This is a genomic window from Bradyrhizobium sp. USDA 4472 (assembly GCF_054058595.1).
This window is the reverse complement of the sequence record NZ_JBSSAM010000002.1, coordinates 175710-202074: the sequence shown is the minus strand read 5'-3', so window position 1 is coordinate 202074 and position 26365 is coordinate 175710. Positions and strand designations below refer to the sequence as shown.

23 protein-coding genes are annotated in these 26365 nt (G+C 61.8%); 13 read left to right on the top strand and 10 right to left on the bottom strand.

Features of this window, described 5'->3' with window-relative positions; all coding sequences use genetic code 11:
• Positions 1 to 10: 10 nt before the first annotated feature.
• Entirely contained in the window at positions 11 to 1702 is a 1692-nt protein-coding gene (locus ACVWZ4_RS36450) for a methyl-accepting chemotaxis protein (RefSeq protein WP_456790538.1), read from the top strand.
• 721 nt (positions 1703 to 2423) lie between these two features.
• On the opposite strand, the gene ACVWZ4_RS36445 is transcribed toward ACVWZ4_RS36450, so the two are convergent.
• The 7 genes from ACVWZ4_RS36445 to ACVWZ4_RS36415 form a co-directional block, all read right to left on the bottom strand.
• Entirely contained in the window at positions 2424 to 3944 is a 1521-nt protein-coding gene (locus tag ACVWZ4_RS36445; RefSeq protein ID WP_456763867.1) for a sugar ABC transporter ATP-binding protein, read from the bottom strand.
• On the bottom strand, positions 3941 to 5062 hold the full coding sequence (locus tag ACVWZ4_RS36440) for an SMP-30/gluconolactonase/LRE family protein (protein WP_456790537.1): 1122 nt from the start codon (positions 5060 to 5062) through the stop codon (positions 3941 to 3943). The genes ACVWZ4_RS36445 and ACVWZ4_RS36440 overlap by 4 nt, the downstream gene beginning before the upstream one ends.
• Before the next feature lie 2 nt (positions 5063 to 5064).
• Complete coding sequence (locus ACVWZ4_RS36435; protein WP_456705493.1) at positions 5065 to 7212, bottom strand: ABC transporter permease; 2148 nt, start codon at positions 7210 to 7212, stop codon at positions 5065 to 5067.
• 57 nt (positions 7213 to 7269) lie between these two features.
• Positions 7270 to 8295, bottom strand: coding sequence for a sugar ABC transporter substrate-binding protein (locus tag ACVWZ4_RS36430; protein ID WP_456705494.1), 1026 nt, complete (start codon positions 8293 to 8295; stop codon positions 7270 to 7272).
• Between the two features lie 94 nt (positions 8296 to 8389).
• Positions 8390 to 9415, bottom strand: coding sequence for an ABC transporter permease (locus ACVWZ4_RS36425; protein WP_456705495.1), 1026 nt, complete (start codon positions 9413 to 9415; stop codon positions 8390 to 8392).
• An 838-nt stretch (positions 9416 to 10253) separates the two neighbouring features.
• The gene (locus ACVWZ4_RS36420) at positions 10254 to 12236 is read right to left on the bottom strand and encodes an AI-2E family transporter (protein WP_456705496.1); all 1983 of its coding nucleotides are present in this window, start codon (positions 12234 to 12236) and stop codon (positions 10254 to 10256) included.
• A 250-nt stretch (positions 12237 to 12486) separates the two neighbouring features.
• Positions 12487 to 12702, bottom strand: coding sequence for a hypothetical protein (locus ACVWZ4_RS36415; RefSeq protein ID WP_456705497.1), 216 nt, complete (start codon positions 12700 to 12702; stop codon positions 12487 to 12489).
• A 449-nt stretch (positions 12703 to 13151) separates the two neighbouring features.
• On the opposite strand from ACVWZ4_RS36415, the gene ACVWZ4_RS36410 reads away from it, so the two are divergent.
• From ACVWZ4_RS36410 to ACVWZ4_RS36390, 5 genes are all read left to right on the top strand, one after another.
• Positions 13152 to 13538 (top strand): hypothetical protein, encoded by a 387-nt coding sequence (locus ACVWZ4_RS36410; RefSeq protein ID WP_456705552.1) that lies wholly within the window; start codon positions 13152 to 13154, stop codon positions 13536 to 13538.
• A complete protein-coding gene (locus ACVWZ4_RS36405; protein WP_456705498.1) occupies positions 13498 to 13815 on the top strand; it encodes a PilZ domain-containing protein in 318 nt (105 codons plus the stop codon). The genes ACVWZ4_RS36410 and ACVWZ4_RS36405 overlap by 41 nt, the downstream gene beginning before the upstream one ends.
• Positions 13816 to 14113: 298 nt before the next feature.
• On the top strand, positions 14114 to 15163 hold the full coding sequence (locus ACVWZ4_RS36400) for an HD-GYP domain-containing protein (RefSeq protein ID WP_456705499.1): 1050 nt from the start codon (positions 14114 to 14116) through the stop codon (positions 15161 to 15163).
• A gap of 597 nt (positions 15164 to 15760) precedes the next feature.
• Positions 15761 to 16105: a hypothetical protein gene (locus ACVWZ4_RS36395; protein WP_456705500.1), complete on the top strand. Its 345-nt coding sequence runs from the start codon at positions 15761 to 15763 to the stop codon at positions 16103 to 16105.
• A 271-nt stretch (positions 16106 to 16376) separates the two neighbouring features.
• Positions 16377 to 16526 carry a hypothetical protein gene (locus ACVWZ4_RS36390; RefSeq protein WP_456705501.1) on the top strand — a complete coding sequence of 50 codons (150 nt, stop codon included), beginning with the start codon at positions 16377 to 16379 and terminating at the stop codon, positions 16524 to 16526.
• Between the two features lie 986 nt (positions 16527 to 17512).
• On the opposite strand, the gene ACVWZ4_RS36385 is transcribed toward ACVWZ4_RS36390, so the two are convergent.
• Entirely contained in the window at positions 17513 to 18274 is a 762-nt protein-coding gene (locus ACVWZ4_RS36385; RefSeq protein WP_456705502.1) for a recombinase family protein, read from the bottom strand.
• Between the two features lie 27 nt (positions 18275 to 18301).
• Complete coding sequence (locus ACVWZ4_RS36380) at positions 18302 to 18547, bottom strand: reverse transcriptase domain-containing protein (RefSeq protein ID WP_456705503.1); 246 nt, start codon at positions 18545 to 18547, stop codon at positions 18302 to 18304.
• A 33-nt stretch (positions 18548 to 18580) separates the two neighbouring features.
• Here ACVWZ4_RS36380 and ACVWZ4_RS36375 point away from each other — a divergent pair, with 33 nt between their 5' ends.
• The gene (locus ACVWZ4_RS36375) at positions 18581 to 19072 is read left to right on the top strand and encodes an Abi-alpha family protein (RefSeq protein ID WP_456705504.1); all 492 of its coding nucleotides are present in this window, start codon (positions 18581 to 18583) and stop codon (positions 19070 to 19072) included.
• Positions 19073 to 19434: 362 nt separating this feature from the next.
• Here ACVWZ4_RS36375 and ACVWZ4_RS36370 read toward each other — a convergent pair whose 3' ends face one another.
• Entirely contained in the window at positions 19435 to 20439 is a 1005-nt protein-coding gene (locus ACVWZ4_RS36370) for an ABC transporter substrate-binding protein (RefSeq protein ID WP_456705505.1), read from the bottom strand.
• Positions 20440 to 20539: 100 nt separating this feature from the next.
• Here ACVWZ4_RS36370 and ACVWZ4_RS36365 point away from each other — a divergent pair, with 100 nt between their 5' ends.
• The 6 genes from ACVWZ4_RS36365 to ACVWZ4_RS36340 all read left to right on the top strand — a co-directional run bounded on the left by ACVWZ4_RS36365 (position 20540) and on the right by ACVWZ4_RS36340 (position 25730).
• A complete protein-coding gene (locus tag ACVWZ4_RS36365) occupies positions 20540 to 21187 on the top strand; it encodes a TetR/AcrR family transcriptional regulator (RefSeq protein WP_456705506.1) in 648 nt (215 codons plus the stop codon).
• A gap of 83 nt (positions 21188 to 21270) precedes the next feature.
• Entirely contained in the window at positions 21271 to 22041 is a 771-nt protein-coding gene (locus tag ACVWZ4_RS36360) for an ABC transporter permease (RefSeq protein ID WP_456705507.1), read from the top strand.
• Positions 22042 to 22052: 11 nt separating this feature from the next.
• Positions 22053 to 23090 carry an NAD-dependent epimerase/dehydratase family protein gene (locus ACVWZ4_RS36355; protein WP_456705508.1) on the top strand — a complete coding sequence of 346 codons (1038 nt, stop codon included), beginning with the start codon at positions 22053 to 22055 and terminating at the stop codon, positions 23088 to 23090.
• A complete protein-coding gene (locus ACVWZ4_RS36350) occupies positions 23077 to 23898 on the top strand; it encodes a GNAT family N-acetyltransferase (protein WP_456790536.1) in 822 nt (273 codons plus the stop codon). Before ACVWZ4_RS36355 ends, ACVWZ4_RS36350 begins: the two co-directional genes overlap by 14 nt.
• Positions 23899 to 23904: 6 nt before the next feature.
• Positions 23905 to 24960 (top strand): dihydrodipicolinate synthase family protein, encoded by a 1056-nt coding sequence (locus ACVWZ4_RS36345; RefSeq protein ID WP_456734512.1) that lies wholly within the window; start codon positions 23905 to 23907, stop codon positions 24958 to 24960.
• Positions 24948 to 25730: an ABC transporter ATP-binding protein gene (locus ACVWZ4_RS36340; RefSeq protein WP_456705511.1), complete on the top strand. Its 783-nt coding sequence runs from the start codon at positions 24948 to 24950 to the stop codon at positions 25728 to 25730. Before ACVWZ4_RS36345 ends, ACVWZ4_RS36340 begins: the two co-directional genes overlap by 13 nt.
• The last annotated feature ends 635 nt before the right edge of the window (positions 25731 to 26365 follow it).

The following is a 26365-nucleotide window of genomic DNA, read 5'->3' as shown; positions in this document are numbered from 1 at the left end:
GAGCTATGCCATGTTTTCCAACATTTCCATACGAACGAAGATTACCGCCGTCGTCATCGGCCTCTTGGTGGCCCTGATCGCCACCAGCGCGCTCGCAATCTGGAAGATGCAGGTGATCAACGCCGCGGTCGTTGACATCCAGACCAACTGGCTTCCGAGCGTTCGCGTGCTCGGCGACCTGCGCGCAACCACTATCACTTACCGTAACGCGGTGCGGCAGCACCTCTTAAACGACCAAGCAGAGGACAAGGCGGACTTTGACAAGCGGATCGAGCAGATCGCTGAAAGGATGGCGCAGAATACTGCGGACTACGAGAAGCTCATCTCCGCTCCGCAGGAACGTGCGCTCTATGACCAATGGCGCGGTCTCTGGAACGAGTACATGAAGGGCGCGCAGGAGGTGCTGCGTCTGTCGCGCGTCGCGGTTGGCCGTTTCCCCCAAGAGGCAAACGAGCTCAACAGCAAGACCGTCAATCCCGTCGGCCTGAAGGCCGACAAGGTCCTGACAAGTGCGATCGACCTGAACAACAAGGGCGCGGACGAGGCCGGAGCGAAGGCCACGGCCGCCTACCACCATACCTTCAATACCGTGGTGGCGCTGGCGGCGACCGCCGGCGTCCTCGGCGCCCTCGTCGCCTTCTTCTTGGTGAGAAGCGTCTCGCGAGGGATCGCCGCGATCGTGTCGCCGATGCAAGCGCTCAGTGCCGGTGATCTGTCGGCAGAGGTCACGCGTCAGGGCGAGCGCACCGAGATCGGGCAAATGGCCGATGCGTTGCAGGTGTTCAAGGAGGCGCTGATCGCCAAGAAGGGGGCAGAGGAAACCAGGGCCGAGCAGGACCGGGAACAGGCCAAGCTCCAGCGGCGCAACATGGATCAACTCGCCGACGCATTCGAGACTGCGGTGGGCGAAATCGTTCGAACTGTCTCGTCAGCTTCAAGTCAGCTTGAATCATCTGCAAGCGCGCTGAGGTCGACGGCCGAACGCACCCAGAACGTGGCGACCGGCGTCGCCGCGGCTTCCGAGGAAGCGACCACCAACGTCCGGTCGGTCGCGTCCGCCTCCGAACAATTGGCGACCTCAGTGGGAGAAGTCGGCCGACAGGTTCAGGAGTCCTCACGCATCGCAAGCGAGGCGGTCCGACAGGCTGAAACAACGAATGAACAGATCACGCATTTGGCGCAGGCAGCCGCGCGAATTGGGGATGTCATCGATCTCATCAACAGCATTGCTGGCCAAACCAATCTCCTGGCGCTCAACGCGACGATCGAGGCAGCGCGTGCAGGCGATGCCGGTCGCGGCTTCGCGGTGGTGGCGAGCGAGGTCAAGGCGTTAGCCGAACAGACCGCCAAGGCCACTGAAGAGATCAGCCAGCAGGTCGGGAGCATGCAGGACGCCACGGGAAAATCTGTCGCGGCCATCACGGATATCAGCGGCACCATTTCCAGAATGTCCGAAATCGCTACGGTGGTCGCGGCTGCGGTGAAGCGGCAGGGCGCGGCGACGCACGAGATTGCTCGAAACATCCAGCAGGCGGCCCAAGGCACCGGCGAGGTCAGTTCCGGCGTCGCCGACGTGCAACGCGGCGCAGTGGAAACCGGCAGCGCGTCGGCTCAGCTCCTGTCATCCGCTGGGCTGTTGTCGCGCAATTCGACTAGACTCAGGGACGAGGTCGCGAATTTCCTGCGCACAGTTCGAGCGTGACGCGTTCCTGAGAACGTGTGGCAGTTGTTCGGCGCGAGGCTTGCGCAGCTAGGCCAAGTTTGTTCGCGCCGACCGGCAGCGAGGAGGATTGCAAGCCTCTTCATCTCGGCTGTGGTCGACCAAGCCTTCGGAGTGTGTCGCGAAGAAGGGGCCGGTTTAGTTCAAACGCCTTGCGCCTCTTTAGGTGCAATCTCTGCAACATCGTAACCAGTGAGCCGCCATGCTCGCTTCTTTCGCGCGCACCAACCGACGCGCAGCCGGATGCCAGCATCAGCATCTGCTGGTCCTCCGACTGGGGAGGCACCTGCACTGGCCGTCCACGCGTGGGACGCCTTGCCTAAAGCTCGAGTAGTCGTTCGGCATTTGAATTCTTGAGACAGCAAGCGACCCGCAAAGACAGCGTGTCCCTACTACCTACGCGCCATCCAAGGATTCGATTGTCGGGCTGAGGCTTCTCATAGAAAAAGAGCGGCTACTGTCTCTCCGACGTGACCCTTGCGTGACCCAAGCCGACGCGGCCAACTGACTTGAGCCCGGTCACTTTCTAAGCATTTGATTCTGTGGATATTTTGGTGGCCGCGCCAGGGCTCGAACCTGGGACCCGCTGATTATGAGACATGATAGGATCATTGATTTTACAAGAGAAAGGGCGAGTTTGCCGCGCGTCTCGCGTCAGCATTGCGGTTCGCTGCTGCCTCGAGTCTCGGTCTGGTCTCGCTGCTCAATGCACCGCCGCGTACAGAATTTTGTCCTGCGTGGCCTCCGCCGAATCGAACTCGGCGACGATGCGCCCCGTCCGGGCGACCAGGATGCGGTCGGAGACGGCGAGGACTTCCGGCAGATAGGACGAGATCACGACCACCGCCTTGCCCTCGTCCGCGAGGCGGCGGATCTCGGCGTGGATGTGCGGAATGGTGCCGACGTCGACGCCGCGGGTCGGCTCATCGAAAATGATAATGGAGGGATCCTGCACCAGCGTCTTTGCCAGTACGACCTTCTGCTGGTTGCCGCCGGAGAGTTCGATGATCTTGGCTTTTCTTTGCAGGGCGCTGATCTTGAGCCGGTCGACCCAATAGGTGGCGAGCTTGCCGCGGCGGCCGCGCGAGAGCAGAAAGCTGAAGCCGCCCTTGGTGGCGAGCTTGCCGAGATAGACGTTGTCATCGACCACCATGGTCTCAAAAAAGCCGTTGGCCTTGCGGTCCTCGGTGATGTAAGCGATGCCGTCATTGATGGCCTGGCGCGGCACCCGGTAACGGATCGGCCTCCCGCGCAGGCGGATGGTGCCACCATTGATCAAATTGCGCTTGAGCGCACCATAGATCACCTTGGCGATCTCGGTGCGGCCCGAGCCGATCAGTCCGGCGATGCCGACGACCTCCCCTGCATAAACCGAGAACGACATGTTCTTCACCGCCATGCCCATGGTGACGTTCTCGACCGTCAGAACCTTCTCGCGACGGTGGTGAGTTTTCTTGCTGCCGCCATAGACCGCTTGCCCGACCTCGCGGCCGACCATATGCTGAACGAGGCTATCCCGGCTGAGTTGCTTTGCCGGCGCGGTGATCACGTGCCGTCCGTCACGCAGCACCGTGATGCGATCGGCGATCTGCAAGGATTCTTCCAGCGCGTGCGAGATGTAGATGATAGAAACGCCCCGGGCGCGGAGGTCGCGCACCAGGTGGAAGAAATGGACGATCTCCTCTGGCGTAAGCGAGGCGGTCGGCTCGTCGAAGATAATGATGCGCGCCTTGTTGTAGATCGCGCGCGCGATCTCGACCATTTGCTTCTTGGCGGTGCCGAGCATGGCCACGGGCGTTGCCGGGTCGACGTGGAAATTGAGCGATTGCAGCAGCTGCTGTGCCTGGATGTTCAGGGTGCGGAAGCGCGTCAGCAGCTTTTCGTTGCCGAGCTCGATATTCTGCGCCGCCGTCATGGTCGGCACCAGGCTCGTCTCCTGATAGACCATGCAGATGCCGGCGTTCAGAGCATCGCGCGGCTGTTCGAGCTTCACCTGCTTGCCATCGAGCCGGTATTCGCCGGAGGTGAGCTGGATCGCCCCCGCAATCGCCTTGCACAGCGTCGATTTGCCGGCGCCGTTCTCGCCGACGAGGGCATGCACCTCGCCCGGATAGAGATTGAAGTTGACACCCTCGATGGCGTGCACGCCGCCGTAGATCTTGCTGCCGCCGACGATCTCGAGCACCGGCTCGGCGGGATTGACGAGGTTTGCGCCGTCGCTCATCGGAACTCTCCCGTGTGGAGCAGAAGACATCCCGCGCCGCGGGCGGCGATGACCACGCCTTGCGGCGTCGCGCAGGCCGCAGTGACGCCGTGGAAGCGGCCGCCGGCACGGCTGTGCAGGCTGTCCGTTGCTTCGCCCTCGCTATCCAGATGCACGAGCAACCCATAGGAGCGCGGCGGCGCCCAAGGCTTTTGTATGCCGAGCGCCTTGACGCCACCGATCTGCATCGGCTCGAGGCAATCGGAACCGCCGGCCAGCGCCGGCGCGATCCAATAGCTTTCCGGCATGGTCCGCATCATCTCCTCGCGGAAATCGTCCTCCTTGAGCACGAATTCGATGAGATGCGTGCGCCGCGCGAACAGGCCTAGGAGGAAGCCGCCACGATCATCCGGATGCAGCCGCCCAGGGTAGCCCGGCAGATTGCCGGCGACGATTTCGGCCTGCCCCAGCGCACTTGCGGTGAGCGGGAAACGGCTGAAGCGATACGCGCCGGTCTCGGTGAGCCACAAGCTTTTGCCGTCGGCGGACACCGCAACGCCGGAGGGATAAGATAGGTCACTCAGCAGCACCTCGGCACTTCCGAGATCCGGCCCGCACGCAATCAACCTTCCCTGGCTCCGCTTCTCCATCAGGTCCCGCCGCCACTGGTCCGGTGAGCGGCCGGCGGCGCCTTCGACCGCGAAGATGCGGCCCTCGGGATGCGCGGCCACCGACAACAGCCCGACTAAGGGGCGGCCGTCCCCGGATTGCAGCCAGACCGGATCGGGTTTGGCCGGATCGATTGCCGCAAGGCCGCGGCCGGCCACGCACGCGAGCAGCCGGCTGTCCGGGTGAATCGCAAGCCCACCCGCATCGCCGTCGAATTCGGCGATCAGCGTCCGCGTTGCAAAACCCGCACCTGAGAGCTTCAGCACTTGTCGCCCAGCCGAGGCGAAGATCGATCCGTCGGGTGCCGCGACGACGTCGTCCACCCCAGGCAAGGGCTCGCCGATGACGGTCGCGCCATCCAGCCGGTCGTTAGGGCTCAGCGACCCGTCGAGCGGCGGGATCGCGTTCTCGCCGCCATCGCGGTCGATGACGCTGCGGATATCGCGCAGGAGATGATCGAAGAATCCCATCGCTATCCCCTGACCCTGCTCTTGTCGCCCCAGTAGGCGTCGTATCCGGTCCAGCTCTCGTCGACACCATCGAGCTTGATGCGGCCGATACGATTGTTCTCGAGGCCGCCGAGATAGAGATAGCCCTTGTGCTCGCGCATCGAGGTCAGCGTCGAATGCGAGATGCCGGTCGGATCCCACCAGGATTCCAGCGCTTCGCCCCGTTCGTTGAACTTCAGCACGCAGCCGTGATTGAGCGCGGGCGCGAGCCACTCATCGGTCGGCACCTGCTTGACCATGCGTAAGCGGAATCCGGGTTTGCGTACCGAGAGGTCGAAGGTGGGCGTGCGGATGCCGACCAGCGCCAGCCAGTAATTGCCGTCGGACGCGCGGTTGATGTTATCGGGATTGCCCGGAAGCTCGTCGATCAGGACCTCGGTCTTGCCCTTCTTCGGCCCCTCGATCCAGTAGCGGAAGATTTTGCAGAGCGAGGTGCTCGCGATCAGCACTGATTTGCCGTCATGGGAGACGCACACTCCGTTGGGGAAGTAGAAGTGATTGATGACGGTACGCGTCGTCCTGGTCTTGGGATCGTAGCAGACCACGCGACCGTTGGGCCGCGCTTCGAGAATGTCGAGCGTGTTGGTCGTCATCTCGTAGCGCGTGGTGCAATCACTGAAATAAATCTTGCCATCAGGCGCGATGTCGAGATCATCAGCCATGCGGAGGCGGGAATCGTCATTGAGCTTGTACCAGGTGCGGTTGGTCTCGTCGGTGACTTTGAACACGCGGCCGTCCGGGGCGACGCCATAGACGCCCATGCCGGCAACCGCTACGATCAGGTTCTCGTCGCGGTCGAACTGCATGCCAAGAGGGCGGCCGCCGATATGGGCGAATACCTCGCGCTGTTCGAAGTTCTCTCCCGAAAAGCGGATCACGTTGCCGTCGCGGGTCGAGCCATAGACCCGGCCCTGGCGGTCGACGATGACGTCCTCCGGACCCTCGACCTGGTCGAGGCCGATGGCCTTGGCGTGGATCAAGCGATCGTTCTGGGCAAAGGGCGAGGCCGAGCCGCGCTGCACGGAGGGCGCGGGGGAGAACGCCACATAGGCCGGATTGACGTAGATCTTCTGGATCGCCTTACCGCGGTTCTTCGACCATTTGACGTCGATACCGACCGCGGCGAGCAGGATCATGCCCGTGACCGCCGACGTGACATAGCCGGGGATGCCCATGCGGACGAGGCCGTTGATGAGGAGGAAGACGATCAGGGCACCGATCATCGCCCGCCACACGGTGCCCTTCCCGCCGGCTAGCGAGATGCCGCCCAGCACGACCGCGGTCAGCGCCTGGAATTCCCAGCCGACGCCGGTCGTCGAATCCGTCGAGGCCTGGCGTGCGGCATAAAAGATGCCGCTGGCCGCGCACAGCGTGCCGGACAGCACATAGGTGAGAAACAGCATCAGCCGGACGCGGATGCCGGCATGCCGCGCCGCCTTGCGGCTGGCGCCGATCGCGGTCAGATGCCAGCCATAGCGCGAGCGCGACAGGAAGATGTGACAGATCAGCAGCACCACGAACAGCATCGCGGCGTTGACGGGAATGCCGAGCACGCTGCCGGTGCCGATGAAGTCCCAGGCATCACTATCGACCGAATTGGTGGCGAACACCTGGGCATAGCCGGTGTTGAGCAGGTTCACCGAGGCACGCAGTATGATCAGCGTCACCAGCGTGGTCAGGAACGGCCGCGTCTTCAGGAAACCTATGAGGACGCCGTTGATGCTGCCGAGCGCAGCGCCGACGCAAAGCGTCGCGACCACGACGAGGCCAACCGGCCACTCCATCACAAGGAGGAAGAACAGTGCGGCGAAATTGCAGAGCGCAAAGATCGCACCGACCGACAGGTCGATGCCGCCGCTGATGAGGCAAAAGCCCATCGCCAGCGCCACGAAGCCGAATTCGGCGAACAGGCGCAGCAGCGACAACCCGTTTTGCACCGAGGCATAGTCCGGGATTGTCAACGCGAAATACAGCCACAGCCCCATCATCACCGTGAACGGGACGACCGGCTCGAACCATTGCTTGAGGAGCAACTCGGAGAGAAGCAGGCGTGGCGAGAACCGCCGCGCCGATTGCGTCAGGGATTCGGCAAAGGCTTCGATGGTAGACATGGTCGTAGCACTCCCAAGCAGCCGGCGTGCAACCGCGCACGCCGGCTCAGATTCGCGTCAGCTCTTCTTGGGAAGTGCGAAGCAGTTCGCACCCGACGCGTTGCTCTTATCGAGCCAGATCGGGCGCGTGTAATATTCGAGATTCTTCGTGCCGGGCTTTTCGCCGGACATCAGCAGCGTCTCAGCCGCAAACATCAGATCGTGGCCCTGCTCAGTCGCCTTGTAGCTAAGGAATTTGTAGAAATTGCCAGAAGTTAGCTGGTCGCAATCGAGCGAGGAGCCCTCGCCGGAAGCGAACACCTTGACGTCGTCGATCTTGCCGGCGTTGCGGATCGCCTGCGCGGCACCCGATTCCATGATTCCCCAGAACCCGATCGAGGCGCAGAGGTCCGGATGCTGCTGGATCACGGTGGCGGTGATGTTCAGCGCGGTATTGGCGTCCCAGTTGGCGGCCTGGTTCGACACCACCTTGATATTGGTGTCCTTGTTGAGGACCTCCATGATGCCGCCGACCTGGTCGACACTCGCCGCCGCCGTCAGTTCGCCCTGCACGATCTGGACCTTGCCGGACTTGCCGGACCCGGTGCCGCAGACCCTGACCACCTCAGTCGCCAGCATCTTGCCGATCTCGCGCCAGTCCGCGCCGACGAAGGCGCCTGACTTGTAGTTCGAGGACATGTTGATCTGGATGACATGCGTGCCCTGCGCTTCGGCGCGCTTCAGGTCCTTCATCAGCAGCGTGACGCTGGGATTTTGCACGATCAGCACGTCAGGCTTCTGGTCGACCAACGCGGTGAGCGCCTGCTGCATCGCCGATGGATTGTTGTTGGGATCGCGGACAATGAACTTCATGCCGCGCCACTCCGCCTCTTCCTGCACCACCCGGCCCCATTCGTCGGACAGCGGAACGCCGAGCGCGATCGGCAGGTACGCGATGGTCTTGCCCTGCAACGCCTTGTCATAGGAGGCGCGAAGCTCGCGCGCGGTCTTGGTGCCGCCTTCCTCCTGCGAGAGCACCAGGGATGGCAGCGCGGCCAGCGCAGCGCCTGTGATCGCGATCGTCCAGAGTGTCCTGATCTTCATGGGTTCCTCCCGTTGTTGATGAGACGGGATGCCTTGGCGGCATTCTTCGTTAGGTTTTTGCCTCGCTAGGTTTTGCTTCGTTGAGTAAGTCTCGTCAGTCTCCCTGCCGCGCCGTTTCCTCGTCCCGCGGATGCAGGAAATTGTCGAGCACGATGGCGGCCAGCAGCACCACCCCCTTGATGATGTTCTGCACCTCGCTGTTGACGTCCATGATGGTGAACGCATTCAGCAGTGTGCCGATCAGGATGCAGCCGACCACGACCGAGAACACGCTGCCGCGCCCACCAATTAGGCTGATGCCGCCGATGACGACGACCAGCACCACGTCGAAGATCATTGTGCCCTGCGTGATCGCCATCTGCATGCTGCCGGTGGTGCCGACCCAGACGAGGCCGGCGAGCCAGGCGAGGAACGCGACGAGCGCGTATTCGAGCACGATCAACGGCCGCAGCGGGATGCCGGTGAGCCGCGCGGCCTCGGGATTATCGCCCTGCGCATAGATGAAGCGACCGATCGAGGTGCGCGACAGGAACAGATGCATGGCGATCGCCGAAACGGCGAACACCAGGATTGGGACGGGAATGCCGAACAGGCGCCCGGCGCCGGCGAACATCAGCCCTGGTGCATCTTTGGGCGCGTAGACCACCCAGGCCGGCGCCAACCAGAACGCCAGCCCATAGATCACGAAGCCGGCGGCCAGCGTCACGAACAGAGGCGGCGCTTCGACAAAGGCAACCATGACGCCATTGATGACGCCGATCAGCAGCGCGATGGCGAGAGCGAGCAGGACGGCGGCGCCGACCGGCACGCCGCGCTGCATCTCGATCAGGGCGATGGCCCAGCAGCCTGCAAGGGTCGCGACCTCGCTGAGGTCGATGCCGCGGCTGATCACGATCAGCCCCATGCCGAGGCCGAGCACGCCCAGAATGGAAATACTGCGCAGCAGATTGAGCAGGTTGGAGACGGTGGCAAAGCCGCTTAGCGTGACACCGAACACGACGAGCAGCACGATCGTGATCAGAAGCACGATCTGCTCCTGGTTTGGCTTCGGGATATTGAAGGGAATGCGCGGGGCGGTCTCAGGAACGGCAAGGCTGCGCGACGCCAGGGGCCACCGCATTCGTTTCCTCCAACTCTTATTTTGTCGGGAGTTTGAAGCGGCTTTCAGGCTTCGTCAAATACATTTCGCGAGCTGCGTTTGATCACCTCCTCGCGATTTTTCAAACAGCGTTTGAAGTTGCGACGTCCGGGATGCAGTCGGTGGACTGTGATCTTACAGACTTCATCAGCAATTCCAACGCGCCGATTTCCACGAAACGGCATTTTGCAATGTTGCAGCTTTCGCCTGCATAGCTTTTGCGCAATCACAGTCGCGACTCCTACGGCGAACCGGCGAGTAGCCGCGCGGTGTGGCGCGCGATCATTGCGGGCGTGGTCCATCTCCAGGCCGAGCCATTCGGAATCCTCACAGATCCGCGCACTGATGCGACAGGCATTCTCGCCGATGCCGCCGGGTCGCGCGATGCAACGTCGAGCTGATATCCGATGCATTGCTCATGGGCAACCGCGGCCGCCTACACAGACCAACCGTCCTGACGTCTGATCGGCGGTCGCGGCGCGCAGGCATAAAACACTAACGCACCGATTTTCTTGGAACGCGGTACGGCAAAAATGGTTCGATTGGCCCGTCGTGTAAGCCACTGATTGGGCGATTGAAAGTCGCTAGCGGGGAGAGGCTTCAGCCCGCCCTGGCCGTTGGTTGAAAGGTCCGTTTGAAAAATCATGTGCTCACTGGCTAATGCATTGAAATCGTGGGCGCACGAGGGCTCGAAACTGGGACCCGCAATTGCTCTCATGACCGGAGAGAAGTTTTCCGGTAAGCAGCCAAGCAAGTACTCGCTTTCAGTATCTCGAAGCCGCCTTCATAATTCTGGTCTTGGAGTGGCCGACGCTGACGATTACGCCGCAGCTATTACCGTCGCCTGCTTCTTTCCGGTCTGGCCGAGTCTAGTGATTCCGGTGGCATCGATACTCAGGCTGACTGTGTGGCCAATGCTCGCAGACGCTAGATCGGCTTTTGCGCCTTCGCGCAGCGCCTCTAATGCCGTTTCGTCAATCTCTCTGGCCAAACAGCTCAGTATGATGGTTGCCCTTGGCAATTTCCGCCTCAGCCGCCGGACCGAGTAACGCATATGTGCCGGACTGCTGATGTCGAGATAGACCAGGCATACGATCATAACGCCTGTGGTATCCAAGCGGAAAACATTGCTGGAGGTCAGCGAAGAGGCACCTTCTACGCGCGCCGCTAATCCGTGCTCTGTTGAGAGCTGGCCGAGCATGATCGCAGCTGCCTCATCGACTAAGCTGCGTCCGGCCACGCACAGCACGGGGTGATCGCCCTGCCACTCCGGCGGGAGGTCTCCTTTGCGCACGGAAGGCATCCGTTCGTTCGCGGCGGATTCTGGAACGCTCTCCACCGCAGTGGATGCTTCCGGATCCATGGTCGCCTCGCCCTTCGCCGGCGGCCGCTCATCTTGATCGGCAAGGTCGCCGACGAGCTCGCTGACCGCATCGCGGATTCTGATGAGTCGCTCCTGATCGAGAGCATTCCGTTCGGCATCGGTTTGCGCCAGGTGCAACCCCCTAAGGGCGACTTCGTCATAGTATGAGGCCAGCGACCGCTCCTTAAGAAATTCCTCGGCCTTCTCGGCTGCTTCTGTCGGATCGCCAGCCAGCATGCGCTGATAAAAAATTTCCGGTGGAGCAAGAGCCGGCCGATCTCCGAACATGACGTCGAGGAATTCCAGCCTCTCCACGTGCCTTCCGAGCACCACAAGGCAGACCGTGAGCGGCGTTGCGAGGACGAGGCCGATGGGTCCCCACAGCGCGGTCCAGAACGTCGCCGACGCGAGAACGGCAACGGGAGATAGCCCTGTGCTGTGACCGTAAACCATTGGTTCTATGACATGCCCCACGATCGGCTCCACGACCACAAACAGCGCGAGCGTCCACAGCAGCATTGACCAGCCAGGGTCAAGGGCGACCGCAAGAGCAAGCGGAAATGCGGCGGCAATCACCGCGCCGATATACGGGACAAAGCGCAGCGCGGCAGCCAAGATGCCCCACAAGATCGCGCTGGGAATCCCGATGAACCACAAACCCGTGCCGATCACTGCGCCGAACGCCCCGTTAAGAATGAGCTGCGTGAGGAAAAGCTTGCTAAGCCGGCTCGCCGCATCGTCCAGCGCCGCCGTTGTCCGCTGTAAATCGGACGAGCCGGCCAGCCGGATCAGGCGGTTACGCAGGTCCTCGCGTTGAACGAGAATGAAGATCACGAAAATGATGATGATGCCCGTGGTCGCGAGCGGATGGATGAGTGGAGATATCAAGCTACGAAGACTTTCCAGCGCCCCGGGATCCGGCTGGCGAACCTCCACTGGCACCGGCGGAGCAGAAATGGTTCGGCCCGCCGTTAATCCGGGGACTCGCACCACCGCGGTGTCCTTTGGCTTGTCGAGCTCCTTGCCGAGGTCCTTCAGCATGTCGGACGCGCGTTCCAGCGTACCCCTACCTGCTTTGGTGTTCCGGAACGACTGTATCTTTTCACTGATCGTCGACTGATAGCGAGGAAGATCACCGGCGAGTTGGGTCAGCTGCGTTGCCAGAAGACTTCCCATCGCAAAAATCAGGCCAAAGGCGAGGATGACAACGCCTACGACAGCCAGTCCGCGGGGAACGTGGATGCGCTGCAATAAACCTACGACGGGAGCCAACACAAAACTGAGAAGGACAGCAAGCGCTACCGGCACGAAAATATCTCGGCCGAAATAGAGCGTGGCGATGATGATTACGGCCAGTATCGCAGCGGATGCCGTGCTTAGGATCCCAATCAGCTCCTCAATGGTCCGTGCCTTGAACGGCTGCCTCGGTAGAGGGCTCATTCCTTTTCTCCGTCCCGTTGAGAGCGCGGGAGCTGCAAATCACGCGCGCACAGCCGCTTCTCAATTTATGGAAAGAACATTCAACTGTGGGCAGTTCTCTTCGGTTCCCTGTGATAAGGATCACACATCGCCGATTGATGTAAGAAGTACTTTGGAATGGCAGTTCGCCTTATAAGAGCCGTGGCTCTTTTGAAGCTTTCGATGCGATCGGAGTGGCGCTTGGTATTCCGCTGCTGTCTCTTTAGGGACGTCAATAGACGTCGCTTTTTTCGAAGGTGAGCAGCGGCACGATGTCCTGCGATATCCCGGCGAGCATGGCATTTACCGTGCCCGGGCCGCTGATCAGGAAACCATGCTCCAGGGCCACCTGCGGATTGGGCAGGATTCCGGCGGCAAACGCCTGCGCCTGGGCAACACCGAGCCGCGCCCTCGTCGCGCGTAGTTCCGGATTGTTGGCGACCGCCACAATGGGAAGGCAAGCGCCCCAGCTAAATTAGTTGGTCGATGGTGGGTTCCGGGCCCATGCCCGACTAAGGCTCGTAATTTCCGCGATGGAATTGGAAATGCTCGGTTCTGTCGTCGGGCCCGAAGTCCGCATGCGAAGAGCTCAGGTTGAGCAAATCTGTCCGCTCCGTCGCAATAAGCGGACCTCCGTCAGGCGCGCCCCTTTTCAGCAGCCACGATCATGGCCGAGAAGCACCCCTGCCGCCAGAAGCTTAGGCAAATTTTAACAACTACGGCGTGAGAATTAGGTCAGCAACACGGGGCATTTCGACAGTGCGGATTTTGACGCTGCACTCGTCCTGGTCGAAGCCGGACCCGCGAGCCTGATGCAGTGCGCGCGTCCTGTCGGTTTGTTGTTTATGTATTTTGATTCCTTGGGCGGCCCTTAAGCCCGAACCGATTGAGAACCACATGTCTACTGTCCTGAAATTCCGTAGACCTCGCCAATCCCCTAGGCCACAGCAGTTATACTGCCGTCCATCCAATATTTTGGCGCACATCGCTGCGCTCGTCTCAACAGTTGAATGTCACCAGATTCGCTCAACAGAGGATCTGCGCCAGGCGATCTTCATCCTGGATCTCGCAAACGCCTGCATTCGATTGTTGCTCGGCCAATTGCCCAGCGGCGCGACGACAATTCAGTTGCTGTCCCAGTCCGAACGAATCGAACAGCTCATCGTGGCTGCGCGCAGCGAGGTGCATATGTCCATCGAGCGCTTCTGCTTTGAACCTAGTACCTTTACTCCAGGGGATTGCAATGAGGTTGAACGGTCGAAAGGCAGGCCGCGTTCACTTTGAACACAAGCGCCTCATGAACATCATGGGCGTCGATGGCACATGGCGCCGAAGTTGCGTTCTCCTTGACGTCTCGGCAACAGGCGCCAAGCTCGAGGTCGAAGGATCTATCGACGCGCTCAAGGCTCAAGAGTTCTTCCTCGTTCTATCTTCCAGCGGGCTTGCATTTCGTCGATGCGAGTTGGTTTGGGTCAACGTGATGAATGTCGGTGTCCACTTCGTGACGAAAAAGGCGAGGAAGAAAGCGTCCCCTAAGGATCATCTTGCTCCCGCGCGATGAGCGGAAGCTGTCGAAGCTCGAATGACCAGTAGCAACACATGCAGCTAGTCTCCTCGCGAACGGTGTCTTTCATCGACGTTCCGTCTCTCGCTGCTTGCGAAGCCAAAGAGGCCCTCTTTTATCACGACAGCAAGGGCTTCATCCTCTATCTGTCCGGGGGAGGCCGACCGTCGACGTCTGAGGAGCGAGTGATCTTCCTGGAATTGCGCGAAGCGCTAGTGTGGTTGAACGAACCGCCTGAGGATCAGGGATCATTTTGGACGTGAAGACGCCGATTAGCGTCTCGGAGACGGCTCTCATGTTTGTGCATGTTCTGACTGATAATGCCGCCAAGCTGTCCGAGCTTTGCAGCCTGCTCGATCGAAGATTTCGGATCGCAGGGGAGCGACTGGACCTCGACGCAAAGCTCTCGGACGTGCCCGACGTTCTGGTTGTGCGGGCCGATTTACGTGTGATCGAAAACATCGTCGCTCTCAAGAGGAGGAGTGCTCGGATGGCCAAAGTCTCCAAGCGCATATTCCTAGTCGAGGAAGCGTCTCACGTCTGCATCTCGCAGGCCTATGCCCTGGGAGCTACGCTCGCCGTGACGGGTAAAATTAATCAATCCAAACTCTTCGCGGCGTTGGCCAGTCGGGCGAGTTCAGAGACTGATTCGGCAACTGGCACGGCGCAGCAAGACAATCCGGTGGAGGCGGCGGCTGCTGCGATCGGATCGATTTTTGCTGCGGCCTCTTTGGGCGAGCCGATAGACGTGATCGCGACTATAGAAGCTGGCAGAGGAATCGCCGAACGGATCACTGAGCGCGGCCTCGCTGAGTGGCTCAGCACCGTGCGGCGCCATCACGAAGGGACCTATCAGCACTGCCTCCTCGTTACCGGTGTAGCCATCGACTTCGGCCTTAGCTTAGGGCTGAAGAGAACCGATCTTGAGCGCCTGTACTCTGCCGCCATGTTTCACGACATCGGGAAGGCAACTGTCCCCTTGGCGATCCTGGACAAGCCCGGACGTCTGGATGCCGAAGAGCGGGCGCTTGTAGAGACGCATCCGGTGGCGGGGTACGAGTTTCTGAAAGCTCAGACCGGAATCTCGGCCGAGATCCTGGATGCGGTCCGGCATCATCACGAATATCTCGATGGCAGCGGGTATCCGGACGCGCTCTCTGCCGAGAGCATCGCCGACATCGTGAGAATGTTGACCATTGCCGACATCTTCGCCGCCCTGATCGAGCATCGACGCTACAAGCCGACCATGCCTCGGGCGGAGGCATACGGCATTCTCTCGGGGATGCAGGGAAAACTCGAAAAGGCTCTCGTGATTGCATTCAAGCAGGTCGCGCTGACTCGGTAGGAATGCCGAATAACTTGGGCGTAGAGGAGTCGGTGCACGGTCTCGCGCTGAAGGAGGTCTTCTCGGCAGGTAGCAGGCCAGGGTGTGGGCGGACGTGAGCGAGATAGCAATCAGCATCAAACCAAAGGGTGAGAAGCTCGTCATCCTTGCGGATGAAGTGCCCGTGTTGAATGCAGCGAACTCGCCGTAGCAATACGAGTCGTTGCAGAAGCCAATCGGCAGCTTCAGTCCACAGCCCGAAACGTCGCTGACCGGCCGCTTGCTGAACTCGGTCTGAAGCAAGCAGTAGGCACAGCGGCTCGCGCAGCCAAAGTTCAGTTCATTGTTTTGCCGGCTTCCGTTCCGGCGCGGAGCGCTGACCTAAGACCGCATCGAATAAACCCACTGATGAACTGCATTGCATTAACGTTCGAGATATGGCCCGAGTTGGCTAGCTCAATGCTCGCCCAAGCGTCGGCTAGCGAGGGAAGACTGGAAGCAGCACGCAGCGGTCTCGACCGCTGATTTTGACCCGGAGCGGTCTTTCAAAGCACCTCACAGCCTTAAACCAAAGTGCTAGGCTCCTACTCCCCAGCGTGGCCCTTGGAGGAGAGGCACATGCGACGGCGAGACGTGCTTGCAGGGATAGTGGCCACCGGCATAACGAGCGCGCTGCCGGCCGCGGAGCAAAACAAGGTCTACCGGCTGGCGATCTTTACCTTAGTCAGCATCCCTCGCAACGACCTGGCTTTTGCGCCGCTTGTTTCTCGCTTGCGTGGGCTCGGGTACATTGAAGGCAAGAATTTGATCGTAGCGCGATACACCGCCGACGGTCTGCCAGAACGCTATGCCGAGATCGCACGCAGTATAGTGCGAACAAAGCCGGATGTGATTGTGGCTCTGAACCATCAGGCAATAGCACTGCTTGCGAAAGAGACATCCACATCCCAATTGTCGCGTTGATGGGCGATCCGGTCGCCGCCGGACTTCTGCAAAATATGGCCCGGCCCGAAGGCAACATTACCTGCATCGCCGGGGACGCAGGGATCGAGATGCAAGGCAAGCATCTTGCTCTCCTGCACGAAGCTGTCCCTTCTGCATCGCGCGTATCATGGAAATTCGCCTGGCGGTTCCTGACCAAGCGTCTCTCAGCCACCGTTGCCTTGGCAGAGCCTCGCCAATCAGGGCCTGCCGCTGCCGATCGGAACGCCCGCCGACCACGCCCGCGCCGTCCTTGCGATTCCCCTCGATCTCGGTCGTACCGCTGCCGATCAATCCGACGCTGCCGTTGTTGCCCTCGTTGCCGACGATCAACTTGCCAACCATCAACTTGCCGAGCTTCGCGGCCTTCCCCGATCTGCCGATCTTCGAGGTCGGCATCTGACCGCATGAGGACGAGGCGCCGCGGCACGCATATCGTCGACGGTTCAGCCTGGTGCAATTCTCGGCGCCGTCGCCGGATCGATATCCGCGACGTTCGCCGCCGCTTGAGGGGACGACTAAGGTCCACACGACCGGCACCACCGCCTTCCGACCGCCTGGTCCATGCCGACAGAACCCTCGCGCCTCCGGGTCTCGAAGTGAAAGCGTTGGTTTTGTCCCAAGCGCCTGAAAGTGCTAACATATCGCTGCGTTAATGGTCTTGGCCAAATCGCGATCGCTGGAGGCCATCCTGAAGATCGAGCGAGCCCTTGCGATCGCGGCCCGGGCACGGGTCAGACGGCGTATTTCAACCGATCCCGCTGCGCCATACAGCACCGGAGCGACAGCGTCGTTCGAGCGCCCGTCCCAATGCGCGACGCGCATGGTCGCTTTGTCAACGGCCACGCTGGTGGCCCGGGGCGGCCCCCGCGTGACTGTCTCAGGGAAGCCTTTACCAGCGACCTACTTGCGGTCTCGACACGGCAAGCAGGCGCTGCGCCAACTTTGCGAAGAGCGGCCGGCAGCATTTCTGCGGCACATCTTAAGCATCGTCGCGAGCAAGAGGCGCGATTAGAATAATGGGGACGGCCGGTGGCGCATAGTGAGAATTAGGCAGTGGTCCAATCGATACCAAAACTAGCTGCCGAGTACATCATTGAATGGCCTGACGGCCAGCGCGCAAAGGTCGCCTGTGTCTCGGAAGACGGCATGCGCTTTCGCGTCGAGGGTCTGCCGTCGTTGCTGCGGGCGACCGACAGCTTTCGGGTGGTCAGGAGAGGACGAATAGCCGTTCCGGATTGAGCGCGCTGGAGACGCCTAGTAGCTCTAGCCAGAGGTGACATCGGGGTCAGCGCGCAGCCCGAGGTTCGCGATCTCCCCCTGTATTGGCCGGGACTACAAGTGCAGCCACAACCCAAGCTGGACCGGCCTGCGTTGGCCCGACGTTTGTCAAAAGCTACCGCTACGTAACAGCGGTCGCCTCGCCTTTTGACGCCCGAATCCCCGGATAGTGTCTAGGGACGTGGGCATTCCGCCGTTGCCCTGGCGCGCGCGGCCAGCCGGCTGATCGTCGATTGGTCCACATTGAGCGGCCGCGCTACCGCGCTCTGCGGCTCGCCGGCATCGAGCAGCTTGATCGCCTGCCGCTGTTGATGCTTGGTCAACTTCGATGGTCGACCGAACTTCGCCCGCTTCTCTCGCGCGCCGAATGCCGACGTCGGTGCGCGCCTTGATCAAGCTGCGCTCGAACTCAGACAGTCCGCCCGGAATGGTCACCATCATCTTGCCGTGCGGCGTGGTGGTATCGGCCCAAGCATCGGCCAAGCTCTTGAACGCAGCTCCCGACTCACTGACCTCGTGCAGGATATTGAGCAGATCGCGGCTCGAGCGCGCCAGCCTGTCGAGCCGGGTGATGATCAGCACGTCACCTTTCCCGAGCGCAGCGATTGCCTTTCGCAATTGCGGCCGGTCAAAACGCGCGCCGCTCAGGTTCTCAGACAGAAGCCGAGGAAGGCGAAGGTCTCCGGTCGCCGCTCGCCGCGCCGCTGAAGCGAGAGGGCCGCGAACCGGCCAAACTCGATCAGGCGTCTTGTTCTCATGGAGCGTCAGGCCGAAGCTGGCCAGCCGCGCCTTGAGCGCCAAGAGCATTTCCTGCGCATCTGCCTTGCTCTCGAAGCCCGTGACGAAGTCGTCGGCGTAGCGCGCGGTCACAATGCGACCGCGTGAGTGGCGACGACGTCATTGGTGGACCCAGAGATCGAGGATGTAGTGCAGGAAGATGTTGGCAAGGAGCGGGCTGATGCCTGCCCCTTGCGGCGTGCCCCTGTCCGTCTCTTGCTTCTCGCCGCTCTCAAGAACGCCGGCCGGCAGCCACAGCCCGATGAGCCGCAAGATGCGAGGATCGGCGATTCTATGCGCCACCATCCGCAGCAGCCACTCGTGGTCGACCGAGTCGAAGAAGCTGCGAATGTCGGCATTGAGCACGCAGTTCACGCGCTAGTGTGGTCTCTCAGGAGGTTGTCCATCTGGTCTGAACCGAGTGACCGCGACATTAAGGATCGGGAAGAGCTGCCGGAGGATATTGCCGTTCCGCTCCTCGAAGCTTCCCAAGGCGAATCGCGGGAGTCGATTCAGGACCTGTACGCTGCGTTGCTTGCCAATGCGATGGACAGCAGGTTCGCCGGGGATGTCCGCCCAGAGTTTATCGAAATCGTCAAACAACTACAGCCGATTGATGCCGTCGTTCTCGAGTTCGCGAGAGGGCGATATATCGAGCCCTCTAGGCGAATCTTCAACAACAAGGATGCTTTCGAAGCGCTGAAGAACTATCGATCAACCGCAATAGAGGTGAGCCTCGAAAATATGCAGCGGCTCAAGTGCATCAGGTCTCATTCCCAAGGCCTCCTATTGTCGACATTTGGGTTTGAGTTCATGTCGGCATGCGATCGGCATGTCGGAAGTTATCTTCCGCATTTCGCGGTCGCGTCAGCCGACAGCCCGCGCTGCTGAGACATGATCTCCGCCAGATCGTGCCGGTATTGCTCATGCCGCCGCTCTGACCGTCGAAGACCGTTCGAGCCGTGCGATCGCGGTGGAGATGGCGGCCAACGGTGCGGACGTGGTCCCCTAGACATCGCGGGGCCGGTTTCTCCCGCCTCCAATGCCGAGCCGGCGACGGCCGAGGAACTCGATGCGATCGTGCGGATGGTCAAGAAATTCGGAAGGCGCAGCGAAGGGATCAAGGCAGACATTCGCGTCATCGGTGCGGTGCGGGCGCGCGCCCGCCCCGTCCAAGGCATTCCGACGTCGCGGTTAACGAGAGACGCGAGACGCCCACCTCGGCATCCGGCAAGTGGGAAAAAGGGCAGCCCCTACTTCTTCACCTTGCTCGCATCCATCTTGATGCTCGGATCCAGCATCTTCGTCGTGAACGCGGTGGTCACGTCAAACGGCTTTTCCATGCCGAGATAGGTCTGGACCAGCTCGTAGTCCTTCTTCATCCGCTCGCCGTCGATCCAACCGAGGCCCTTGGTGGTCGTAAACTCGTCCGTCATCAGATATTTGATGCGCTCCCACTGGCGCTCCTGGTTCTCCTTGTCGAGACCGGAGACCTGGTCGAGCAGCGCCTTCAGGCACGGCGTGACGTCGGCGACGCAGGCCGCGAAGGCCTTCTGCGTGACGCGCACGAACTCTTCCGCGACCTTCGGGTTCTTCTGCAAGTAGACTCCATTGACGATCAGCGAATTGCCGTAAGGGTTGAGGCCGATGTCCTTCCAGTTGACGAAGCCGAGGTCGGGACCGAACTCGATCACCTTGAGATCGTGCTCGTTGTAGAAGTCGCTGATGATGTCCACCGTGTGGCTCTTCAGCGCGGCGATCTTCGCGGTCGGCCCGATATTGACGAAGCTGACGGAATCAGGCGCAAGCCCCGCGGCCTTAGCGAAGGCCGGCCACATCACGCGCGAGGCATCGCCCGGCGGATTGCCGATCTTGTGGCCGGCGAAATCCTTCACGCCGTTCACGCCATAGCTCTTCAGCCAGTAGAAGGTCTGCCCGGTATTGGCGTAGATGCTCATCAGCGCGACGTCGTCGGCGCCCTTGCTCTTGGCCACCAGCATGGTGGCGAGATCCGCGATCCCGAACGCCGAGCCGCCGGAGCCGACCTTGGCGGCGGAGACGCCCGAACCCTTGCCGACCTCGATGGTCAGATCGATGCCCGCCTTCTCGTACCAGCCCTGCGCCTTGGCGTAATAGAACGGTGAATGATCGGCCGTCGGCGTCCAGTTCAGGATCAGATTGACCGCCTGGCTCGCGTTCGCCGGCACCGCGGGTAGACCGAGCGCCAGAGCCACAAGAGCCGCCTGCAAACGCTTCATCGTCTCTCTCCCCATTGCCGCGACCCGGCTTGTCGCTCTCCTCGTGTGAGGTTACCAATGCAACAAGCCCGTCCTCAACTTGTCAACTGTTTGGTTGGAAATGCCCGCAAAACTTTCAGGAGGCAGCGTGCCGCAGCGCCGCGACCCTGTCGCCACCCGCAAGAAACTGCTCACCGCGGCGCGCCAGGAGTTCGCCCGACACGGTTTTGCGGGTGCACGCGTCGACGAGATCGCGGAGCGCGCTGGCGTCAACAAACAGTTGGTCTATCATTATTTCGGCGACAAGGACGCGCTCTACCTCGCCGTGCTCGAATGGGTCTACGAGGACATCCGCGAGCAGGAACGCAAGCTCAATCTCGAAGGCCTGCCGCCGGACAAGGCCATCCGCAAGCTGATCGAGGCCTCCTTCGATCATCTGGCCGAAAACCCTGATTTCATCGTGCTTTTGAACGACGAGAACCGCGGCGGCGCCCGCCATGTCCGCGGCTCGACGCGGCTGGAAGCCATGCATTCGCCGCTGGTGAGGAGCGTCTCCCACATCCTGCAGGAAGGCGTGCGCGCCGGCCTGTTCCGCAACGGGATCGACCCGATCCAGCTTTATATCTCCATCGCAGGCCTCAGCTATTTCTTCTTCTCCAACACCCCGACGCTGTCGGCGATCTTCGGCAAGGACCTGTCGAGCCGCACCGCCCGACGAGCCCGCCGCCGGCACGTGGCCGATCTGGTGCTGCAGTCGCTCCGACCGTAATCAACCATCTGGTTGAAACTTGTCCCAAGGCCGGTTAGGCTGTGCCTCGCGGCGATGAGGGCTACCGCAAATGGGAGAACCAGGTGGCTGGTGGCGGAGCAAGTCCTGCGCGCAGCTTTGCGATCATCCTGATCGTGCACCTCGCCGTGCTCGTGCTCTGGCAGGTCTCGGTCGACGCCTTCCACGCGCCGAAATTCATCCTGCCCTCCCCGCTCGCGACGGTGAAGACGCTGGGCACCGCGAGCTATTCCTGGGGAGCTAACACGCTGGTAACGGCGATTGAGATCCTCGGCGGGTTCGCGCTCGGTGCTGTCGTCGGCGTCGCACTTGCCGTGATCTTCAGCTGGGCGCCGCTCGTGAGCCTGGTGCTGCTGCCGCTGTTCGTGACCTTGAACATGATCCCGAAGGTCGCGCTTGGCCCGCTCTTCATCGTCTGGTTCTCCTATGGCATCCTGCCGAACATCCTGATCGCCTTCAGCATTTGCTTCTTCCCAATCCTGCTGACCACCGCGCGGGGTCTGCGCGAAGTCGAGCCAGACCTGCTCGATCTCGTCAAATCGCTGCGTGGCTCGCGCTGGACGCTTTTCCGCAAAATCCAGCTGCCTGGTTCGCTGCCTTACGTGTTCTCCGGTATGAAGGTCGGCGCTATCCTCGCGGTCGCCGGCGCCATTGTCGGCGAGTTCATCGCCTCCGAGCGCGGCCTCGGCTACCTCATGATCCAGGTGCAATCTTCGCTCGACACGCCCGCAATGGTGATGGCGGTCGTGCTGCTGACGCTGCTCGGCGTCGCCCTCTACGGCCTGGTGCTCGTCCTCGAACGCATGTTCGTGGTCGGGGACGCAAGACAAAATTGAAGGAGCTCTCCATGCTGCTCTCCCGCCAGGCGCTGCCAAAGACCATTTCTGACATCACCGCCCTCGATGATCTCCTCTGCCGTCCGACGCAGGCGCTGATCGACGACCTCAAGAATGTCGACGGCGACATCATGATCCTCGGCGTCGCCGGCAAGATGGGCCCGACGCTCGCAGGCCTGGCCAAGGCCGCCGCGCCGGATCGCCGCGTCATCGGCGTCGCCCGCTTCAGCGATGTCAGCGTCAAGGACTGGCTGCACGCGCGCGGCGTCGAGACCATCAATTGCGACTTGCTGGACGAGGCCGCGATCAAGGCGCTCCCAAAGGCGCCGAACATCATTTTCATGGCCGGCCGCAAGTTCGGTGCCGAGGGTGATCTGTCGCTGACCTGGGCGATGAACGCGCATGTGCCGGCATTGGTAGCGCAGGCTTTCCCACGGTCGCGGATCGTCGCGTTCTCGACCGGCTGCGTCTATCCGTTCGTGCCCGTCGACGGCAAGGGCTCGACCGAGGATATGGCGCCGAACCCGCCCGGCGAATACGCCCAGTCCTGCGTCGGCCGCGAGCGCATGTTCGAGTATTTCTCGCACAAATTCGCAACGCCGGGTCGACTGTTCCGACTTAATTACGCGATCGACATGCGCTATGGCGTGCTGCACGACATTGCGACAAAAGTGCTGATGGGCACACCGATCGACGTCAGCCTCGGCCACGTCAATTTCATCTGGCAGGGCGATGCGTCCGCGCAGGCGCTGCGCTGCCTGGCGCATTGCACGGCGCCGACCTCGCCGATCAATGTCAGCGGCCACGAGATTTTGGCCGTGCGCGATCTCGCACAGAAATTCGGCGCCCGCTTCGGCCGCGCGCCGGTGCTGACGGGCAAGGAAGAGCCGACGGCCTGGCTGACCGACACGTCGAAAGCCGTGGAGCTGTTCGGGCTGCCCGTCATCGACACCGAGCAGTTGATTGCCTGGACCGCCGACTGGGTCTCCCGCGCCATGCCGAGCCTCGGCAAGCCGACAAAATACGAGGTGCGCGATGGCCGCTACTGATGGGCGTCCCGTCATCAAGCTCGGCCTGGATGATGCCACGGCCGGGCTCGTCCTCTCGGCGGAGGCACACTGGAACCAGACCGAGGAGGATTGGCGCGTCTTCCTGCGCGACGGCGTCGTGTTTGGTATCCGCATCGGCGTGCTGCTGGTCGCAACGGCCGCGCTGCTGCCCTATTCCGGCAACAACGCCTGGATCAGCATGGTGCTGGTGACATCCAGCCACCGCCGGCGCGGCCTCGCCACGCGGCTCGTCGATGCCTGCCTCGAGACCGCCCGCAAGAACGGCCTGACCAGTTGGCTCGACGCGACACCTGATGGCGTTGCCGTCTACGGGCCGCTCGGCTTCACGCCGACGCTGCAATTGCGGCGGCTGAAGCTGGCGAGACCAGCGCACACTCCCGCGCCGCCGCCGCCCTCCGCAGCGCTCGAAGCGCTTCGCGCGCGCGATCGCCGTGCCACCGGCTTCGACCGGACCGCCCTGCTGTCCGCCTTCGCGCAGCGTTCCGGCTCGCGCATCGCCGCCACGAGCGGAGCGATCGCGCTAGTCCGCGATGGCCGGACTGCGCGCCATATCGGCCCGCTGTTCGCGGACGAGGCCGCCGAAGCGCTGGCGCTCGTTCATGCCATCGCGCGATCGGAATCCGGACCGCTGCTGATCGACGCTGTCGCGCCGCAGACTGCGTTTCTGGAAGGATTGACCGCCTCAGGGTGGGCCATCGAGCGTCCGTTCCAGCGCATGCGGTTCGGTCCCGCTACCACCCCGGGCGAGGAAATGCCATTCGCCGTCGCCGGCCCTGAATTCGGATAGGACATCATGCACCACAGCCAGATCAACAGGGACATCCGCAAGCTGATTGCCGAGGGCACCGTGCTGCCGGCGCATCCGCTCGCGCTCACCGCCGAGCGACAGCTCGACAAGACACATCAGCGCGCGCTGACGCGCTATTACATCGATGCTGGCTCGGGCGGCCTTGCCGTCGGCGTCCACACCACGCAATTCGCAATTCGCGATGTCGGGCTCTACCGTCCGGTACTCGAGTTAGCCGCTGAGACCGCAGCAAACTGGACTAAGCGTCCGCTTGCAATGGTCGCGGGGCTCGCTGGTCCGACCGCACAGGCCGTGACTGAAGCCCGCACCGCACGTGATATCGGTTATCACGCCGGCCTCCTCAGCCTCGCCGCAATGAAAAGCGCGTCCGAGGACGAAATCATCGCGCATTGCACCGCTGTTGCCGCGGAAATCCCGCTCGTGGGATTCTACCTTCAGCCGGCGGTCGGCGGCGTCATCCTGTCGAGCCGGTTCTGGCAGCGTTTTGCCTCGGTCGAAAATGTCATTGCGATCAAGATCGCACCATTCAACCGCTATCGCACGCTCGACGTGCTGCGCGGCGTAGCTGCCGCCGGCGCCCTCGACCGCGTCGCGCTCTACACCGGCAATGACGATCACATCCTGCTCGACCTGATGCTGCCGTTCGATCTCCGCGACAAGGGCGTCACCACGCGCACTTATTTTAAAGGCGGCCTGCTCGGCCACTGGTCAGTTTGGACCTCAAGCGCCATCAAGCAGTTCGAGCGCTGCAAGGCGGCGCGGCACAAGGACAGCGTGCCGGCCGATCTCCTCGCGCTCGATGCCCGCGTCACCGATTGCAACAGCGCCTTCTTCGACGTGGCCAACAATTTTCACGGCTGCATCGCCGGCTGCCACGAGATCCTGCGCCGTCAGGGCCTGATGAAGGGTCTCTGGTGCCTCGATCCGAACGAAGGTCTCAGCCTCGGCCAGAAAGACGAGATCGATCGCGTGACGCGCGAGCATGCCGACCTTAGCGACGATGCCTTCGTCGCCGACAATTTGAGCAAATGGCTGGCATGAGCTCAAAACCCTTCATCAGCCTGCAAGGCGTCCGAAAGGTCTATCGCAGCGGCGGCAGCGAGTTTCTCGCTGTTTCCGACGTGACCATGGACGTGCAGGAGGGTGAGCTGGTCTCGCTGGTCGGCCCGTCCGGCTGCGGCAAGACCACGGTCATGAAGATGCTGGCCGGCCTGCACAACGCGGACGGCGGCACCGTGACCATCGGCAACGCGTGCAGCCCGTTCGATCCGAGCCGTGACATTGGCATGGTGTTCCAGCAGGCGCTGCTGCTGAAATGGCGCACCATCCTAGACAACGTATTGCTACCGGCCGAGATCGTCGGCCTCCCGATGAAGGCCGCGCGCGAACGGGCGCGCGACCTGCTCAATCTCGTCGGCCTCTCAGGCTACGAGCAGAAATATCCCCAGCAATTGTCCGGCGGCATGCAGCAACGCACGTCGATCGCGCGCGCCTTCATCCACGATCCAAAGTTGATCCTGATGGACGAGCCGTTCGGCGCGTTGGATGCACTGACGCGTGAGCAGATGAATCTGGAGATGCTGCGGATCTGGCGGGAGAGCGGCAAGACCATCATCTTCGTCACGCATTCGATCCAGGAAGCCGTATTCCTGTCCTCGCACTGCGCGGTGCTGACGGCCGGGCCGGCGAAGATGGCCGACTACTTCCCGATCGACCTGCCCTTCCCGCGCGATCTGCCGTTGAAGACAATGGATGCGTTTGGCGCGTATGCACGGCGGATCTACGCGAAGCTGGGGCTGGGGGCGGCGTAGTACGCCACACGGTAGCTGCCGGCTTGCGATAAAGAGGAAGAGGCCGCCAACTGTGGCGGCCTTTCTCAGGGGGCAAGAATGCGCTCACGAATTATCGGCCGCTTGATCGGCGTGGCCGTGATCGAATTCGTAATAGGTGTTTCGTGGCTGTTCGGTGCCAACCAAATGCTAGTACTGATGCTCATCCACGTCGGCCTGTCGCCAGTTCGGGTGATGGCTCGTGTGGATGCCTATGAAACGCTATGGTCTAGTCGGCTTCGCTGCGGCCATTCTCTTAGCAGCAAGCCTCGCTCCCGATGACGCAGTTGCGCGTCGAGGCGGAGGTGGTTATCGCGGTGGCAGATTTCATGGAGGAGGAGGTCGCGTCGCTCATGTAAGAGGCGGTGCCGTCCACGGGCGAGTCGTCGGCGCCGGCGGAGGGTATGGCTACAGACCAATTCCCGGTAGTCCTGTCGCACGTGCGTCGGTACGACGGGGCGCATACCGCGCGGCCTATAGGGGCGCAGCCTATCGCGGCGCCGCTGTTGGCGCCGCGGCCGCAGGGGCCGCCTACTACAGCGGTTACAACAATCGCTGCTACTACAATTCCTACGGCCACCAGTCGGTAAGCATCACTGCGGGTCCTTTCGGCTGAA

Coding starts and splice junctions, on each gene's coding strand:
- ACVWZ4_RS36450 (WP_456790538.1), top strand. CDS start 11: ATGTTTTCCAACATTTCCATACGAACGAAGATTACCGCCGTCGTCATC.
- ACVWZ4_RS36445 (WP_456763867.1), bottom strand. CDS start 3,944: ATGAGCGACGGCGCAAACCTCGTCAATCCCGCCGAGCCGGTGCTCGAG.
- ACVWZ4_RS36440 (WP_456790537.1), bottom strand. CDS start 5,062: ATGGGATTCTTCGATCATCTCCTGCGCGATATCCGCAGCGTCATCGAC.
- ACVWZ4_RS36435 (WP_456705493.1), bottom strand. CDS start 7,212: ATGTCTACCATCGAAGCCTTTGCCGAATCCCTGACGCAATCGGCGCGG.
- ACVWZ4_RS36430 (WP_456705494.1), bottom strand. CDS start 8,295: ATGAAGATCAGGACACTCTGGACGATCGCGATCACAGGCGCTGCGCTG.
- ACVWZ4_RS36425 (WP_456705495.1), bottom strand. CDS start 9,415: ATGCGGTGGCCCCTGGCGTCGCGCAGCCTTGCCGTTCCTGAGACCGCC.
- ACVWZ4_RS36420 (WP_456705496.1), bottom strand. CDS start 12,236: ATGAGCCCTCTACCGAGGCAGCCGTTCAAGGCACGGACCATTGAGGAG.
- ACVWZ4_RS36410 (WP_456705552.1), top strand. CDS start 13,152: ATGTCTACTGTCCTGAAATTCCGTAGACCTCGCCAATCCCCTAGGCCA.
- ACVWZ4_RS36405 (WP_456705498.1), top strand. CDS start 13,498: ATGAGGTTGAACGGTCGAAAGGCAGGCCGCGTTCACTTTGAACACAAG.
- ACVWZ4_RS36400 (WP_456705499.1), top strand. CDS start 14,114: ATGTTTGTGCATGTTCTGACTGATAATGCCGCCAAGCTGTCCGAGCTT.
- ACVWZ4_RS36395 (WP_456705500.1), top strand. CDS start 15,761: ATGCGACGGCGAGACGTGCTTGCAGGGATAGTGGCCACCGGCATAACG.
- ACVWZ4_RS36370 (WP_456705505.1), bottom strand. CDS start 20,439: ATGAAGCGTTTGCAGGCGGCTCTTGTGGCTCTGGCGCTCGGTCTACCC.
- ACVWZ4_RS36365 (WP_456705506.1), top strand. CDS start 20,540: ATGCCCGCAAAACTTTCAGGAGGCAGCGTGCCGCAGCGCCGCGACCCT.
- ACVWZ4_RS36355 (WP_456705508.1), top strand. CDS start 22,053: ATGCTGCTCTCCCGCCAGGCGCTGCCAAAGACCATTTCTGACATCACC.
- ACVWZ4_RS36350 (WP_456790536.1), top strand. CDS start 23,077: ATGGCCGCTACTGATGGGCGTCCCGTCATCAAGCTCGGCCTGGATGAT.
- ACVWZ4_RS36345 (WP_456734512.1), top strand. CDS start 23,905: ATGCACCACAGCCAGATCAACAGGGACATCCGCAAGCTGATTGCCGAG.
- ACVWZ4_RS36340 (WP_456705511.1), top strand. CDS start 24,948: ATGGCTGGCATGAGCTCAAAACCCTTCATCAGCCTGCAAGGCGTCCGA.